We start from the raw sequence: 14999 nt of genomic DNA, 5'->3' as shown, positions 1-14999 counted from the left end.
GGCGCCGACGTGGTGCTGACGGGTGTCGGCGCGGAGTTCAGTCCCGCGCCGGTGCCCGGAGCTTCGCGAGCGTCAGTACGTCGCCGCCGATTCCCCACCCGCCGTCGGTGACCTCCTCGACCAGCACGAGAGTGGTGGCGCGGGCGCGTTCGCCGTACATCTCGACGTAGAGCTCGGTGGTGCGGGTGATGATCTGCTCCTTCTGTGCCTCGGTGAGAGTGTCGGCGGGAACCTTGAAGTTCGCGAACGGCATGTGCGTACTCATTCCTGTGATTGCTGGTGGGCGGTTACCTGGTGCCGGGCCGGGTGGCCGTCAGACGATGCCGCCGTTGGCCCGGACGACCTGTCCGTTGATCCAGTGGCCGGCCGGGGAGACGAGGAACGCGACCGTCTCGGCGATGTCGGCCGGGGAGCCGAGGCGTTCCAGCGGAGGCTGGGCGGCCAGCCGGGCGATGGTCTCCTCGTCCTTGCCGTCGAGGAACAGATCCGTCGCGGTGGGACCGGGGGCGACGGCGTTCACCGTCACGTCCCGGCCGCGCAGTTCGCGGGCGAGGATCAGCGTCAGCGCCTCCACCGCTCCCTTGCTCGCGCTGTAGGCCCCGTACGTGGGAAACGCGAGACCGACGACGGACGTGGAGAAGGTGATGATGGCGCCGCCCGGCCGGACCCTTCGGGCGGCCTGCTGGGCGACGACGAACGTGCCGCGGATGTTGGTGCGGTGCAGCGCGTCCAGATCGGCCAGGTCCAGGTCGACGACGGCCGCCGTGCGGGCCCGGCCCGCCGCGTGGACGACCACGTCGACACCGCCGTACGTGGACTCGGCCAGGTCGAACAGCGCGGACATGTCGTTCTCGTCGGCGACGTCCCCGCGTACGGCGATGGCCCGGCCGCCGGCCGCGGTGACCTCCTCGACCGCGGCCTCGGCGAGGTCAGCGTTGCCCGAGTAGCCGGCCACGACCGCGAACCCGTCGGACGCCAGGCGGGCCACGGCCCGGCGGCCGATTCCGCGCGAGCCGCCCGTGACGACGGCGACACGGGGGCGGGCGCGCTCACCCGGCACCTTCGCGTTCTCCACGCCCCCCACGTTCTCCACTGGATTCGTCGCCGCCGGATTCGGAATGGACATGATGGTGATGGCTCCTTGCCGAGGTGTCTCAGGCGGCTCAGGCGTCTGAGGCATTTGAAGTGCCTGTGATGTCAGTGATGTCAGTGAGCGCTGTTCCGCGACCGTCTCCGCGGGGCGCCCCGAGACCCACCATCGGCGGCCCGTCCCGTGTTAACCAGGGCTGTCTCCACCCTGGGGTCGGCATCCCCTGGCTCCGGATACGTGCGCGAGTGAGGATGGCGGGGTGACCTTTCCCGAACTGGCGGCATTCCTGAAGTCCCGGCGCGACCGTGTGAAGCCGGGTGACGTGGGGCTGCCGGTCGGCCCCCGCAGGCGCGTACCGGGGCTGCGCCGGGAGGAGGTCGCCCAGCTGGCCGGCCTGTCGGCGGACTACTACACCGAACTGGAGCAGGGGCGCGGCGCCCAGCCCTCGGAGCAGACCCTCGCCGCTCTCGCCCGCGCTCTGCGGCTGGCCGGCGACGAGCGCGACCACCTCTACCACCTCGCGGACCGACGGGTACCCCCTGCCGCGCACGGCCCCGCCGCCCACGTCCAGCCGGCGCTCCTCCGTCTCCTCGACCAGCTCACCGGCACGCCCGCGCAGGTCATCACCGATCTCCACGAGACGCTCGTCCAGAACGAGGCGGCCGCTGCCCTGATCGGCCGTCCTCCGGCCGTCCGCGGACCGGCGGCCAGTTTCGTGTACCGGTGGTTCACCGACCCCTCGGCCCGCTCCCTCTACCCGGCCCCGGACCATCCCCGCCAGTCCAGGGCCTTCGTGGCGGATCTGCAGGTGGTCGCCGCCCGGCGAGGCCGTGACGCCGAGGTGACCCGGATGATCCGCGAACTGCACCGACGCAGTACGGAGTTCACCGCGTTGTGGGACACCCACGAGGTGGGCCTGCGCAGGAACGACCACAAACGCATCGTCCACCCCGGCCTCGGCGTCATCGAGGTCGAATGCCTCAGTCTCTTCAGCGAGGACGGCCGCCAGCGCCTCCTCTGGTTCACGGCGCCGCCCGGCAGCCGTGCCGCCGAGCAACTGCGGCTTCTGTCCGTCATCGGCACCCAGGACATGACGGACCGTGAGCACACGGCACAGGACGCGACAGGTTCCTCCTGGCTCGGTGGATGACCTCCGCAAAGACACGGCGACGCGCGCCCCAACCCTTCAACTGCGTTGAGCCGAACGACGTAATGTGATCGGTCATGAAAGGTTCGGATCGGTTCATGAAGGGCTCAGAGGTATGGGGGACGGCGGCTCGTTAGGCGACCTCGTGGTCGCGGCGCGGGACCGGGCGTTCGTCGGGCGGGCGGCGGAGCGGGCGATGTTCCGGTCCGCGCTGGCGGGCGACCCCCACGGTTCGCCTGTGCTCTATCTGCACGGGCCCGGCGGGATCGGCAAGTCCACGCTGCTGAGGCGGTTCGCGCTCGAGGCGCGGGAGGCGGGACGGCTGGTGGTCGAGATCGACGGCCGTACGGTTCCGGCGACGCCCGACGACTTCGAGCAGGCCGCGGGAAAGGCGATCGGCGAGCCCGGATCGGTGCTCCTGGTCGATGCCTTCGAGCACTGCCAGGGCCTGGAGCACTGGTTGTGGGAGCACTTCCTGCCGCGGCTGCCGCTGGGCACGGTCGCGGTGGTCGCCGCACGCTCGGCCCCCGATCCGCGCTGGGTCGCCGACCCGGGCTGGGCCGACCTGATGCACGTCGTACCGCTGCGGAACCTGGCCCGGGGCGACGCCGCCACCTTCCTGCGGGTACGCGGCGTCCCGAACGGGGCACACCACGCGCTGCTGTCCTTCACCGGCGGCAATCCGCTTGCCCTGTCCCTGGCCGCGGCGGTCGTCGTGCGGCAGGACGCGGACGGTACGGCCCGGGCGGCCGACTGGGCACCCGGCCGGGACGTGATCGCGACCCTGCTGCCGCGACTCGTCGGCGATCCCCCGAGCCCCGCACACCGCACCGCGCTGGAGGTCTGCGCCCAGGCCGACGTCACCTCCGAGGCCCTCCTGCGGGCCATGATGGGCGAGCGCGCCCCCGAACTGTTCGCATGGCTGCGCACCCAGCCCTTCATCGAATCCACCGCGGCCGGGCTCTTCCCGCACGACGTGGTGCGCGAGGTGCTGGCAGCCGACCTGCGCTGGCGCGACCCGGACGGATTCGCCGCCCTGCGCCGACGGATGTACGAGTATCTGCTCGGCCGTGTCAGGGAGGCGTCCGCCGCGCAGATGCTCCCGGCGATGCAGGCGCTGGTGTACCTGCACCGGACCCTCGGCCATCTCGCGCAGGCCTTCGAGTGGCACTCCTACGGCCTGGTGCGGGAACTCCCGTGCACTCCGGCCGACGAGAAACGCGTGGTGGAACTGGTCCACGAGACGGAGGGCCCCGAGTCCGCCGCGCTCGCCCGGCTCTGGCTGGACAGGCAGCCCGAGGCGTTCGTCGTCTACCGGTCGACCGGTACCGATGACATCGTTGCCTTCTCCGCCTGGCTGCAACTCGCCGAGCGGGAGGGGGAGGACGTCGATCCGGTCGTGGCCGCCGCCTGGGCCCATGTGCGTACGGCCGAGCCGCTGCGGGCGGGGGAGCGCGTGGCCGTCGCGCGTTTCCATGTGGACCCGCAGGCGTACCAGCGTCCTTCGGCCGCCATGAACCTGGTCCAGTGGCGGGTGATCGGGGAGATCGTCCGGTCCGACGATCTCGCGTGGTCGTTCGTCGTGATGCGGGACGACGGCTTCTGGGACGACTACCTCGAACGCAGCGACATGCTGCCGACCGATGCCGGACCTGTGGTCGGCGACCACGGATACCGTCTGTTCGCGCACGACTGGCGTACCCGGCCCGCCCTGGCGTGGATGGTGGAGAAGAACAAGGCCCTGCTGGCCGGCGCCGGCATCGATGTCGGCGCGGGCACCCATGCCGCCGTAGGTACCCACGCCGCCGCAGGCCCGCACGCCGTTGCGGCCGCCGGCGCGGTGGCTCCCCCGCCCTCGGACGGAACTCCGCGGGAGGGGACGGACTATGTCGTGCTGTCCCGGCGGGAGTTCGACACAGCCGTGCGGGACGCCCTGCGCGCGCTGTGGTGGCCCAACGAGCTCGCGGCCAACCCCCTCAGCCGCAGCCGCCTCGTCGCGGCGCACGGCCAGAGCCTCCACGACGTCCTGCTGTGCGCCATCGACACCGTGCCGGCAGAGCGCGGCGGGGAGAAACGGCACCGCGTCGTCACGACCACGTACAGCAAGGCCGCGCCCACCCAGGAGGCGGTGGCGAGACGTCTCGGGATGTCCTTCAGCACCTATCGGCGGCACCTTACGGCCGCGGTGAAGCGCGTCAGCGATGTGCTGTGGAGTCATGAACTGAGCGGAGAGCCGATGGTGCCCATCGGCCGGGACTTGTCCGCGGACCAGCGGGACGGGCGGCCGCCCGACGGACCGGGCCCGGTTGACGGACAGTAACTCGACGGCCCGGGCCCGGTCGATGGACAGTAATGAGCACTCATTGACAACGAATACGGCTGTTGTCGAGATCCCGGCCCGCCCAGAATTCCCGGCCGTGCCCATCCGACATCCGTACTCGGTCTCGTCGCCATCGACAGGGGAACTCGCCCGCCCGTCCGCCGACTCCACGCCCACCGGCCGGCCGACCGCCTATCCGGTCGACGTCGTCGTCTCCTTGCAGCGAGAGGGGACGGCCAGGCTGTTGCGCACCCTGCGCAGCCACCAGGTACTGCCCGCTCTCCTCCACCCGTGGGGCTCCGGAGCGGCCTACTGGTCGCTGCTGCGGGAGCCGGATTCGCTGAGCCTGCTGGACGTCCCGGACGGAGCGGTGACGGACGACCTCGCGCAGCGCGTACATGTGCTCAGCGCCCTCTCCTCCGTCGTCGTGCTGACCCCGGGCCACACCGACTCCGTCGACCTGCTGCGGGCGGGAGCCGCCAATGTGCTGCCCCGCGACATGCCGCCGCTCGAACTCGCCGGCCGGCTGACCGCCGAACGCCGCTGGCTCGGCGTGTCCGCCCCGGCCCGGGACCGCCACGCGCGTGCCCTGCCGCAACAGGTCCTGCGGCCGCGGCAGTTGTCCCAGGGGATACTCCTGGACGTCCTCCTGTCGTCCGCGCGCCCGTGGTGCTGCCACGACCTGTGTCTGCTGCTGGGTACGGCCCGGGCCCCGATGAGCCGGCGGGCCCTGCAGGCACGCATGCTCCGACTGAGCGAACGCCTGACGCCGTACGGGCTGTCGGTCACCAGCACCGTCCAGTGGGGCAGGACGACGTACACGGGTATCAGCGCCTAGTACGGCGGGGGATCAAGGCGTCCGCCACCCGTTGACGCGCCGCAGGCCCGGGGACGTCCACCCCGGCCGCCTCATCCAGTGGCGCGGGCCGGCCGTCGTGCCGGACGCCCGGCCAGCAGCCGAAGGCACGCCACCGGACGGTCCCGTACCGGGCGACGGGCGACCGAGGCGCCGCGGGCCGTCACCGACGCCAGTCGCTGGTGATGCAGGTCGAGGATGAACCGCATCAGCCGCCGGTGCTCCTCGGAGCAGTGCTCCAGAAGCACGGTGGCCTCGTGGAGCGTGGCGCGCGCCGCCTCGACGGTGGCCGCGACCAGCGCGCGGACTCCGGGCAGGTCACGCCCCTTCTCGAGATCGGCGCGCGTGATGCCGTGCCGGTCGAGATCGCTGAGGGGCAGATACAGCCGCCCGCCGCGCAGGTCCTCCGACAGGTCGGTGAGGATGTCCGTGCGCTGGGCGGCGTCGGCGAACAGCCGGCAGGAGGCGGCGAACTCGGCGCTCCCGCCCCCGAGATGGGCCAGCCCCGACGTGATCATCAGGAACGGCCAGGTGAGCTGCTCCACATACCGCTGGTAGTCGGCCTCGGTCTCGAACCCGGAGAAGTCGAGGTCGATCCGCGCACCCTCCAGGTACGAGTCGACCCAGCGGCGCGGCAGTTCACGCTCCGCCGCGGTGTGCAGGAACGCCCGCAGCAGGGGATGCGTGGCGTTTCCCGTACTGAGCGCCGTACGCACCCGCTCGGCCCACGCGTCGTAGTGCCGTGTGCGTTCCTGGACCGTTCCCCGGTCGCAGACGTCGTCGGTGAACGACGCGAACGCGTACCCGGCCAGCACATGGGGCTGATGGGAGGCGGGCACCAGCAGCCGCACCGCCAGATAGCCGGCGGGCTCGCGCCGCTGCATGAACCGCGCGACCTTCATGTAGTCGTCACGCAGAGCGCCCTGGTGCGCTCCTGCCGATTCCAGACAACTCCGCCAGGTCCGCACGTACGTCTCCCACGCGATGGTTCCTTTTTATAACTAAAGAACGCGCAGGCTATCAGTCACGGTTCCCGGGCTTCTCACCGGCGGCGGCGCAGGGTGAACGCCGCGCCCGCCGTGATCAGCAGGCCGGCCGCGCCGCCCGCGACGAGCGGCAGGGCCAGGGCCTGGCTGTCGTCGTCGGAGCCGGGCGAGGAGACCGCCTCGCCGGCCGCGTCAGTCACGGTGACCGACGGTTCCACCGGGGCACTGGTGGCATCGGCCGGGGCCTCCGACGGTGTGGGCGTGGCCGCTGCCTTGGTGGGGGCGGCCTTCGTCGGCGTCGCCGCGGGCTTCTTCGGCTCGGACACGCCGGTCCCGCCCTCGCCGGCCCCCGCGTTCTCCTTCGCCGCGGGGAAGACCACGTCCGAGCACGAGTAGTACGTGTCCGGTGTGCTCGTGTTCTGCCAGATCGTGTAGAGCAGATGGCGTCCGGTGCGGTCGGACGGCAGCTTGGCCCTGATCCGGTAGGCGCCGTTGACGAGCGCAGGGTCGGTGGCCGTGGCGAACGGCTGCGACGGCAGGTCGGACCAGGTCAGGGGCTTCGTCGGGTCGTAGCCCTCCTTGGTAAGGAACAGCTTGAACGAGCCCGTGTGCGGAATCGTCGACCGGTAGGTGAGCGTCATGTCCGCCCCGCCGGTCAGCCTGGTCGACGGCCAGTCGGCGCGGGCCAGGTCCAGACCCCGGTAGGCGGCGATGCCCCCGCTGCACAGCTTGCCGTCGGGGACGACCTGGCGGTCCCGGCCGTTGACGCCCGCGAGGCGCAGATTGTCGAAGGCCGCGATACCGGAGGAGACGGCCGCCCGGCACGCCGCCGACTGCGACTGCTGCCCGCCGGGGGAACAGGCCACCACCCGGCTCACGGGGTCCGTCGGCGCGCCGTGCGCGGCGGCGGGCCCGGCGGCCCACACCGCGAGCAGGAGCGGAGCCGTCCCGAGGAGGGCGGCGGTGCGGTGTGCGGTCATGGGTCGGGTCCTCCTAGCACGGCGAACGGGTCGGACCCGTTGCCCCACAAATACGGGGATCACGCGACACCCGTTCAACACCCCCCGTACGGGCGATCAATACGCGCCACCCGGCGCCCGCGCGGCTGGAATGGAGCCGTGACCGCGCCCCCGGACGACTGCCTCGCGCGCAACGAGTGGATCTGCGGTGAATACCTCAGCACCCGCCGCGACATCCTCCTCGACGCGGTCGGCCAGCACCTCCAGCTGACGGCGCTCTCCGTCCTCATCGGGCTGGCCCTCGCCGTGCCACTGGCCGTGCTGGCACGCCGCTGGGGCTGGGCGGCGGGCCCGGTGCTCGCCGTGACGACGATCCTCTACACGATCCCGTCGCTCGCCATGTTCTCGCTGCTCCTGCCGGTCTACGGACTGTCGGAGGCCCTCGTCGTCGCCGGTCTCGTCCTCTATTCGCTGACCCTGCTCGTACGGAACATCCTGGCCGGACTGCGGGCCGTGCCCGAGGAGACCCGGCAGGCGGCCCGAGGCATGGGATATGGGCCCATCCGCCTGCTGCTCACCGTGGAGCTGCCGCTCGCCCTGCCCGCCGCCATGGCCGGGCTGCGGATCGCCACCGTCTCGGCGGTGTCGCTGGCCACGGTCGGCGCGATCGTCGGCTTCGGAGGGCTCGGCAACCTCATCTACTCGGGGATGAACACCTTCTTCAAGGCGCAGGTCCTCACCGCGTCCGTGCTCTGTGTCGTCATCGCCGTCGCCGCCGATCTGCTGCTGCTCGGGGTTCAGTGGCTCATCACCCCGTGGACCCGGGCGGCCAGGGCGTGAACACACTGGCCGACGCCTGGGACTGGCTCACCGACTCCGCGCACTGGGCGGGCGACGACGGCGTCTGGCACCGGCTCACCCAGCACCTCGTGCTGACCGTGGTCTGCCTCGTCATCAGCTGTCTGATCGCGCTGCCCGTCGCCCTCGTCCTCGGCCACCTCGGCAAGGGCGGCGCGCTCGCCGTCAACATCTCGAACGTCGGCCGCGCGATCCCCACCTTCGCCGTCCTCGTCCTGCTCCTCCTCACCCCCATCGGCAAATGGGGCGAGGGCCCTACGGTCGTCGCGCTCGTCCTGTTCGCCGTGCCGCCGCTGCTCACCAACGCGTACGTAGGGATGCGCGAGGTCGACCGTGACGTAGTGCGGGCCTCGCGCGGGATGGGCATGACCGGGCGGCAGATGCTGTGGCGGGTCGAGGTGCCCCTCGCCATGCCGATGATCCTCAACGGGGTGCGCATCGCGGCCGTGCAACTCGTCGCCACCGCCACGATCGCAGCCCTCGCGGGCGGCGGCGGCCTCGGACGCATCATCACCGCCGGGTTCAACCTCGCGAGTACGCCCCAGGTCGTCGCCGGAGCCATCCTCGTGGCGGTCTTCGCGCTGCTCGTCGAAGCGGTCTTCGAGGTGGCCGAGCGACTGGCACCCAAGAGGGGCGCGCGATGAGGCGGCGCGCCGCACTCGCGGGCCTGCTCCTGCTGACCGGCTGCGCCTCCGGTCCGTCGCTGGAGACCCAGGGCGAGGTCACCGAGTCACCCGGCGACAGCAGGCATCTGACCATCGGCTCGGCCGGCTTCACCGAGAGCGATCTGCTCGCCACCATGTACGCCCTGCTGCTCAACCGGGCCGGCTACAAGACGTCGATGCTCACCGTCGCCAACCGCGAACTGTACGAACCCGCCCTGGAGTCCGGGCAGATCGACGTCGTCGCCGAGTACGCGGCGACCTTCGCAGACTGGCTCAACGCCAAGACCAACGGGGCGGACGCGCCGGCCGTCGGCTCGCCCGACCTGAAGGCCACGATGGCCGCGTTGCGCAAGCTCGCCGCCCCGCGCGGGCTGACCGTCCTCGACGCCGGCGGAGCGGTCGACCAGAACGCCTTCGCGGTGACCGAAGAGTACGCACGGGAGCACGACCTCAAGACCCTGAGCGACCTCGGGAGGTCCGGCCTCGAAGTACGGCTCGCGGCGGGCGACGAGTGCGTACAACGGCCTTACTGCGCACCGGGGTTGAAGGAGACGTACGGCATCGACATCACCGGTGTGGACCCGAAGGGCGTCGGAACTACGCAGGCGAAACGGGCCGTGCAGAACGGCCAGGACCAGATGGTGCTCACCACCACGACGGACGCGACGCTCGACGAGTTCGGACTCGTCCTGCTCGCGGACGACAAGCATCTGCAGAACGCCGACTACATCGTGCCGGTCGTGAACCGCTCCCGGGCGGGCAGCGAGGGCGTGACCGGGGCACTGGACAGCCTCAACGCCGTACTCACCACTGCCGATCTCGCGTCCATGAACGAGCAGGTCGACAACTGGCGCCGCCTGCCCGAGGACGTGGCGCGTACGTACCTGGAGGACAAGGGACTCCTCAAGTGACAGGTCTGTGACGTCGGTGACCGTACTGGAGCGGTGGCCCGGGTTCCCGCGTCCGGCGCCCGTCGGTACAGGTACTCCATGGGGGACAAAAACGGGGGAAGCCGCCGGGACTGGCGGAAGAGAGTGTGCGAGACGATCGAGGGGGCGGACACCGATCTCGATCCGCAGGGGTTGACGGACCTGGTGGAGCCCGAACTGCGGGACGCGTACGTGCAGTTCGGCAGATCGTTTCCCGAGCAGCAGCTGCATCTGCAGTCGCTCTACGGTGAAGCTCAGCGCGCCTTCGAGGAGAAGACCAGGCAGTCGCTGCGGACCACGGTTCAGCGCGTTTTGAGGAACGTCCTGCGCGACCAACGGCTGGGAGGTCCGGAGCCCGACAAGTATCTGGCCGCGTATCTGGAACGGGAGATCCTGCGCATCCGGGTCCGCCTCGACCAGGACGGTGAGCTGGCTGTCAACCGCGGTCTCAACAGCGGGTTCGTGCTGGGGATGGTCCTGCTGATCGTGCCGTTGCTGGTGGGGGAGAAGCTGCTCGTCCTCTGTGACGTCTCGCTGAAGTGCACCGACCGATGGAGCCTGTTGGGCGCACTCGTCTGTGGGGGAGCGGGGGCGTTCGGGGCGGTGCTCAGCGTCCTGACACGGCTGCGCAACAGCGGTGACCAGCTGATGCGGCGACCGGCCAACGGGTCGAAAGAAGCGGTCCCACCCGGTCAACAGGCCCGCGCCATGCGGCGCGGCGGGGTCCACCGGGTCTTCCTCGGCTGGCTGCTCGCGATCGCCGTCTATCTCCTGCTCGGCAGCGGTCTCGTCACCGTGATCGAGGTACCCGCCGACATCACGGACGTCTGCGCCGCGGAGGGACGCGCGGACTCGGCGGGCACCGCCTTCTGGGGGTTCTGGGGCGCCATCGGCTTTCTGGCCGGGTTCAACGAGCGGTGGGCGTACGGCCTTGTCGGGCGAGGGGCCACCTCGCGCAAGGGAAGCGGTTAGGCGTCCGCCCAGGAGGAGCGGCCAGGCGTCCGCCCAAGGGCAGTGGCTAGGCGTCCGCCACCGAGTCGAACTCCACCTGACCCCGCGCCACACCCAGGGCGTCCGCGTCCACCGACCGCCGCAACGCCTCGTGCAGCTTCGCGGGAGTCAGTACGCCGAGGAATCGCGCGCCCTCCAGCACGGCCACCCACCCGGCGTCGTGCTGGAGCATCACACCGAAGGCCTGTTTCAGCGGGGCGCCCACCGGCACCCAGGAGTTCATCCGGTGGGCGAGGTCACCGACCGTGCCGCCCGCGGACAGTTCCTCGACGCCCACCCAGCCGTGCAGATCGCCGTCGGAGTCCAGGACGACGGCCCACCGGGAGCCGTTCGCGTTCAGCCGGGCGGCGGCCCGCTCGGCCGGCTCGTCGAGGCGCGCGACCGGCGGCTGCTCCAGGTCGTCGGGCTCGATCTCGGTGACCGACAGCCGCTTCAGGCCCCGGTCGGCGCCCACGAACTCGGCCACGTACGGAGTCGCCGGGGTGCCCAGCACCGCGCCCGGCGTGTCGAACTGCTCGATGCGCCCCTGCCCGTACACCGCGATGCGGTCGCCGAGCCGGACGGCCTCCTCGATGTCGTGCGTGACCAGCAGCACCGTCTTGCGCACGGCGGCCTGCATCCGCAGGAACTCGTCCTGCAACTGCTCGCGCACCACCGGGTCGACCGCGCCGAACGGCTCGTCCATGAGCAGCACGGGCGGGTCGGCGGCGAGCGCCCGTGCCACTCCGACGCGCTGGCGCTGACCGCCCGACAGCTGGTCCGGATAGCGCGAGCCGAACGTCTTCGGGTCAAGACCGACCAGGTCGAGCAGTTCCGCGGCCCGCGCCCGGGCCTTCGCCTTCTTCCAGCCCACGAGCGTCGGCACGGTCGCCGTGTTGTCGAGCACCGTCCGGTGCGGGAAGAGGCCGACCTGCTGGATGACGTATCCGATCCGTCGTCTGAGCTTCACGGGGTCCACCGCCGCGATGTCCTCGCCGTCCACGAGGATCCGGCCGGACGTCGGCTCGATGAGGCGGTTCACCATCATCATGGTCGTCGTCTTGCCGCAGCCGGACGGGCCCACGAGCGTGACGAGTTCGCCCTCGGACACCTCGAACGAGAGGCCGTCCACGGCCGTCGTGCCGTCCGGGTAGCGCTTGGTGACCTGCTCGAACCGGATCATGACCTCACGCTAACCGCGTCCGTCACTCTCCGCTCACCAGCACCACCTCAAGGGTGCGCGGACCGTGCACCCCCTCGACCCGGTCGAGCTCGATGTCACTCGTGGCGGACGGTCCGGAAATCCAGGTCAGCGGACGGGCCGGGTCGAGGCGCTCAAGACCCTGGGGCACGGAGGACACGACCTGAGCCGGGACGCGTACGACACAGATGTGGTGGTCCGGGACCAGGGTGATCCGGCGGCGGCCCTGGTCCGGGCCGCCGTCCAGGACGATGGTGCCGGTCTCGGCGATCGCGACCGCGCACGCGGTGACGACGCTGTCGACGCGGTCCAGTTCGTCCGGGGTACCGGCGAGCCGGTCCGGAACCCGCGTCACGGCGGTCGCCGCGAGCCATTCCGGGTCCAGGCCCGTCGGTACGACGACAGATGTCGAACCCCGCTCGGCCAGCAACCCGGCGATCGTCGCCGCCAGTCCGTCGGCGTCACTGCGGTGCACCTGCGCCCGGTAGTCCGCCAGGTTCTCCGCCAGCAGCTCCACCGTCTGCTCGACACTCCGGTCGCCGTGCTCGCGCAGATACCCGCGCTCGAAGGCCTGGTCGTACGGCGTGTCGTCCCGTGGTACGTCCGCGAGCGCGCGCCGCACCCGGGCCAGGATCAGATCCCTGCTGCTCACTTCGAAGCGTCCTTTCCGCCGTGCGTCCGCTGCCACCAGTCGCGGAACGGCTCCGCGGGAACGGTCGGCAGCGCCCGGGTCTCGCTCCACGCCTTGCCGGGCCCGGGCAGCGTCCGCGGATGGAAACGACGGGTCCGGGACGCGAACCGCTGACCGGTGCGCAGCGCGCCCGGGCGGCCGAAGGCCCATCGCGCCGCGCGCATCGCCGCCCGCTCGGCGGCATGCCCCTTCGCGGGCTTGAGCACGACCTTGGCGCCGTCCCGGGTCACGACGCCGCCCTCGACGACCCGCTCCCGCAGATGCACCAGCACCTCCGGGATGTCGATCGCCACCGGGCACACGTCGTAGCAGGCACCGCACAGCGAGGACGCGTACGGGAGCGAGGCGTCGATCTCGCTCTGGGTGCCGCGGAGTTGGGGGCTGAGGATCGCGCCGATCGGGCCCGGGTAGACCGAGCCGTAGGCGTGGCCGCCCGCCCGCTCGTACACCGGGCAGACGTTCAGACACGCCGAGCAGCGGATGCAGCGCAGGGCCTGGCGGCCCACCTCGTCGGCGAGCGTGTCGGTGCGGCCGTTGTCGATGAGCACCAGATGGAAGGTCTGGGGACCGTCCTCGTCCGTCGTGCCCGTCCAGGTGGAGGTGTACGGGTTCATGCGCTCGGCCGTGGAGGAGCGGGGGAGTGTCTGGAGGAAGACCTCCAGGTCCTGCCAGGTCGGCACGATCTTCTCGATGCCGACGACCGAGATCAGGGTCTCGGGGAGGGTCAGGCACATCCGGCCGTTGCCCTCGGACTCCACGACGACCAGCGTGCCCGTCTCGGCGACCATGAAGTTGGCGCCGGAGACGCCGACCTTGGCGCGCAGGAACTTCTCGCGCAGGTGCAGGCGGGCGGCCTCGGCCAGTTCGGCGGGCGTGTCGGTGAGGCCCTCGGGCGCCGGACGGCCCCACTCGCTCATCTCGCGCGCGAAGATGTCACGGATCTCGCCGCGGTTGCGGTGGATGGCCGGGACAAGGATGTGGGAGGGCCGGTCCTTGCCCAACTGCACGATGAGCTCGGCGAGATCGGTCTCGTAGGCGTTGATGCCCTCGGCTTCGAGTGCTTCGTTGAGGCCGATCTCCTGTGTGGCCATCGACTTGACCTTGACGACCTCGCTCTCGCCGGTCGCCTTGACGAGATACGTGACGATCCGGTTGGCCTCGTCCGCGTCGGCGGCCCAGTGCACGGTGCCGCCGGCCGCCGTGACCGACTCCTCCAACTGCACCAGGTAGCGGTCGAGATGACGGAGCGTGTGGTCCTTGATCTGCTTGCCGGCCTCGCGCAGCTCGGCCCAGTCGGAGACCTCCGCGACCGCGTTCGCGCGCTTGGCGCGGATGGTGTGGGTGGCGTGGCGCAGATTGCCGCGCAGGGTCTGGTTGTGGACGGCCTCGTGCGCGGCCTTCGGGAACGAGGGCATCCCGACGAAAGTCCCACCGCTCATGCGCTCGGCTCCTCTCCGCTGTGGCTGTTCATGCCGACGAACGTGCCGCTCATACGAGGGGCTCCTCCTCCGTGCTCGCCAGGATCTCCGCGATGTGCACCGGACGCATGTCCGTCCTGAGCCGGGTCATGGTGCCGCCGATGTGCATGAGACAGGAGTTGTCGGCGGCGCACAGCACGTCGGCGCCCGTCGACTCGGCGTTGCGCACCTTGTCGGCGCCCATAGCCGCCGATACATCGGAGTTCTTGACGGCGAACGTGCCGCCGAAGCCACAGCACTCATCCGCGCCGGGCAGCTCCTTCAGCTCAAGTCCCTTGACGGACTGGAGCAGTCGGCGCGGCCGGTCGCCGAGCCCGAGGCTCCGCAGCCCGTGACAGGTGGGGTGGTACGTGACGGTGTGCGGGTAGTACGCGCCCACGTCCGTCACCCCGAGCACGTCGACCAGGAATTCCGTGAGTTCGTACGTCTTCGGCACGACCGGTGCGAGCGTGGCCGCCAGGGTGTCCCCGCGGCCCTCGGCGCGGGCCCGTTCGCCCATCCGCGGATACAGCTCCCGCACCATCGCGCCGCACGATCCGGACGGGGTCACGATCGCTTCGTACCCCCCGAAGACATCGGAGAAATGCCGGGCCATCGGCTCGGCCTGGTGACGGTAGCCGGTGTTGTAGTGCGCCTGCCCGCAGCACGTCTGTGCCATCGGGAAGTCGACGTCCACGCCCAGCCTGGTCAGCAGTTTCACCACGGCACGGCCTGTGTCGGGATAGAGCGTGTCGTTGACACAGGTCAGGAACAGAGCGACACGCATCGCGGCTCCCTTGGGATCGATCATCGGATGAGTGCACCCTACGCGGCGCTGGGCTTTGCTGGA

At 70.9% G+C, this 14999-nt stretch carries 15 protein-coding genes; 7 read left to right on the top strand and 8 right to left on the bottom strand.

The window, feature by feature from the left end; genetic code table 11:
• Positions 1-37 precede the first annotated feature (37 nt).
• Positions 38-253, bottom strand: a complete 216-nt coding sequence (locus JEQ17_RS07145; protein WP_200401357.1) for a tautomerase family protein — start codon at positions 251-253, stop codon at positions 38-40.
• 60 nt (positions 254-313) lie between these two features.
• Positions 314-1120 (bottom strand): SDR family oxidoreductase, encoded by an 807-nt coding sequence (locus tag JEQ17_RS07140; RefSeq protein WP_407700141.1) that lies wholly within the window; start codon positions 1118-1120, stop codon positions 314-316.
• Positions 1121-1349: 229 nt separating this feature from the next.
• Here JEQ17_RS07140 and JEQ17_RS07135 point away from each other — a divergent pair, with 229 nt between their 5' ends.
• From JEQ17_RS07135 to JEQ17_RS07125, 3 genes are all read left to right on the top strand, one after another.
• Positions 1350-2240, top strand: coding sequence for a helix-turn-helix transcriptional regulator (locus tag JEQ17_RS07135; RefSeq protein ID WP_200394414.1), 891 nt, complete (start codon positions 1350-1352; stop codon positions 2238-2240).
• A gap of 112 nt (positions 2241-2352) precedes the next feature.
• Positions 2353-4557: an ATP-binding protein gene (locus JEQ17_RS07130; protein ID WP_200394413.1), complete on the top strand. Its 2205-nt coding sequence runs from the start codon at positions 2353-2355 to the stop codon at positions 4555-4557.
• A gap of 97 nt (positions 4558-4654) precedes the next feature.
• A complete protein-coding gene (locus JEQ17_RS07125; protein WP_200394412.1) occupies positions 4655-5395 on the top strand; it encodes a hypothetical protein in 741 nt (246 codons plus the stop codon).
• Between the two features lie 71 nt (positions 5396-5466).
• Here the strand turns inward: JEQ17_RS07125 and JEQ17_RS07120 are convergent, their stop codons facing one another.
• A complete protein-coding gene (locus JEQ17_RS07120; RefSeq protein ID WP_200394411.1) occupies positions 5467-6381 on the bottom strand; it encodes a squalene/phytoene synthase family protein in 915 nt (304 codons plus the stop codon).
• Between the two features lie 74 nt (positions 6382-6455).
• Entirely contained in the window at positions 6456-7379 is a 924-nt protein-coding gene (locus JEQ17_RS07115) for a lytic polysaccharide monooxygenase (RefSeq protein WP_200394410.1), read from the bottom strand.
• 138 nt (positions 7380-7517) lie between these two features.
• Between JEQ17_RS07115 and JEQ17_RS07110 the strand changes: the two genes are divergently transcribed.
• The 4 genes from JEQ17_RS07110 (at position 7518) to JEQ17_RS07095 (ending at position 10782) form a co-directional block, all read left to right on the top strand.
• Positions 7518-8198 carry an ABC transporter permease gene (locus JEQ17_RS07110; RefSeq protein WP_200394409.1) on the top strand — a complete coding sequence of 227 codons (681 nt, stop codon included), beginning with the start codon at positions 7518-7520 and terminating at the stop codon, positions 8196-8198.
• Positions 8195-8860: an ABC transporter permease gene (locus tag JEQ17_RS07105; RefSeq protein WP_200394408.1), complete on the top strand. Its 666-nt coding sequence runs from the start codon at positions 8195-8197 to the stop codon at positions 8858-8860. The genes JEQ17_RS07110 and JEQ17_RS07105 overlap by 4 nt, the downstream gene beginning before the upstream one ends.
• The gene (locus JEQ17_RS07100) at positions 8857-9792 is read left to right on the top strand and encodes an ABC transporter substrate-binding protein (RefSeq protein WP_200394407.1); all 936 of its coding nucleotides are present in this window, start codon (positions 8857-8859) and stop codon (positions 9790-9792) included. Before JEQ17_RS07105 ends, JEQ17_RS07100 begins: the two co-directional genes overlap by 4 nt.
• 78 nt (positions 9793-9870) lie before the next feature.
• Positions 9871-10782, top strand: coding sequence for a hypothetical protein (locus tag JEQ17_RS07095; RefSeq protein WP_200394406.1), 912 nt, complete (start codon positions 9871-9873; stop codon positions 10780-10782).
• Between the two features lie 46 nt (positions 10783-10828).
• Here JEQ17_RS07095 and JEQ17_RS07090 read toward each other — a convergent pair whose 3' ends face one another.
• From JEQ17_RS07090 to JEQ17_RS07075, 4 genes are read right to left on the bottom strand one after another with little or no spacing between them, the layout of a single operon-like run.
• Complete coding sequence (locus JEQ17_RS07090; RefSeq protein ID WP_200394405.1) at positions 10829-11983, bottom strand: betaine/proline/choline family ABC transporter ATP-binding protein; 1155 nt, start codon at positions 11981-11983, stop codon at positions 10829-10831.
• A gap of 22 nt (positions 11984-12005) precedes the next feature.
• Positions 12006-12653, bottom strand: a complete 648-nt coding sequence (locus JEQ17_RS07085; RefSeq protein WP_200394404.1) for a LutC/YkgG family protein — start codon at positions 12651-12653, stop codon at positions 12006-12008.
• Positions 12650-14131 (bottom strand): LutB/LldF family L-lactate oxidation iron-sulfur protein, encoded by a 1482-nt coding sequence (locus tag JEQ17_RS07080; RefSeq protein WP_234048111.1) that lies wholly within the window; start codon positions 14129-14131, stop codon positions 12650-12652. Before JEQ17_RS07080 ends, JEQ17_RS07085 begins: the two co-directional genes overlap by 4 nt.
• Positions 14132-14180: 49 nt before the next feature.
• Complete coding sequence (locus JEQ17_RS07075; RefSeq protein ID WP_200401355.1) at positions 14181-14936, bottom strand: (Fe-S)-binding protein; 756 nt, start codon at positions 14934-14936, stop codon at positions 14181-14183.
• Positions 14937-14999 lie beyond the last annotated feature (63 nt).

The sequence above is a fragment of the Streptomyces liliifuscus genome (assembly GCF_016598615.1).
Lineage (GTDB): Bacteria > Actinomycetota > Actinomycetes > Streptomycetales > Streptomycetaceae > Streptomyces > Streptomyces liliifuscus.
Note: the sequence above shows the minus strand (reverse complement) of the source record. Positions and strands in the feature narration are given on the sequence as shown.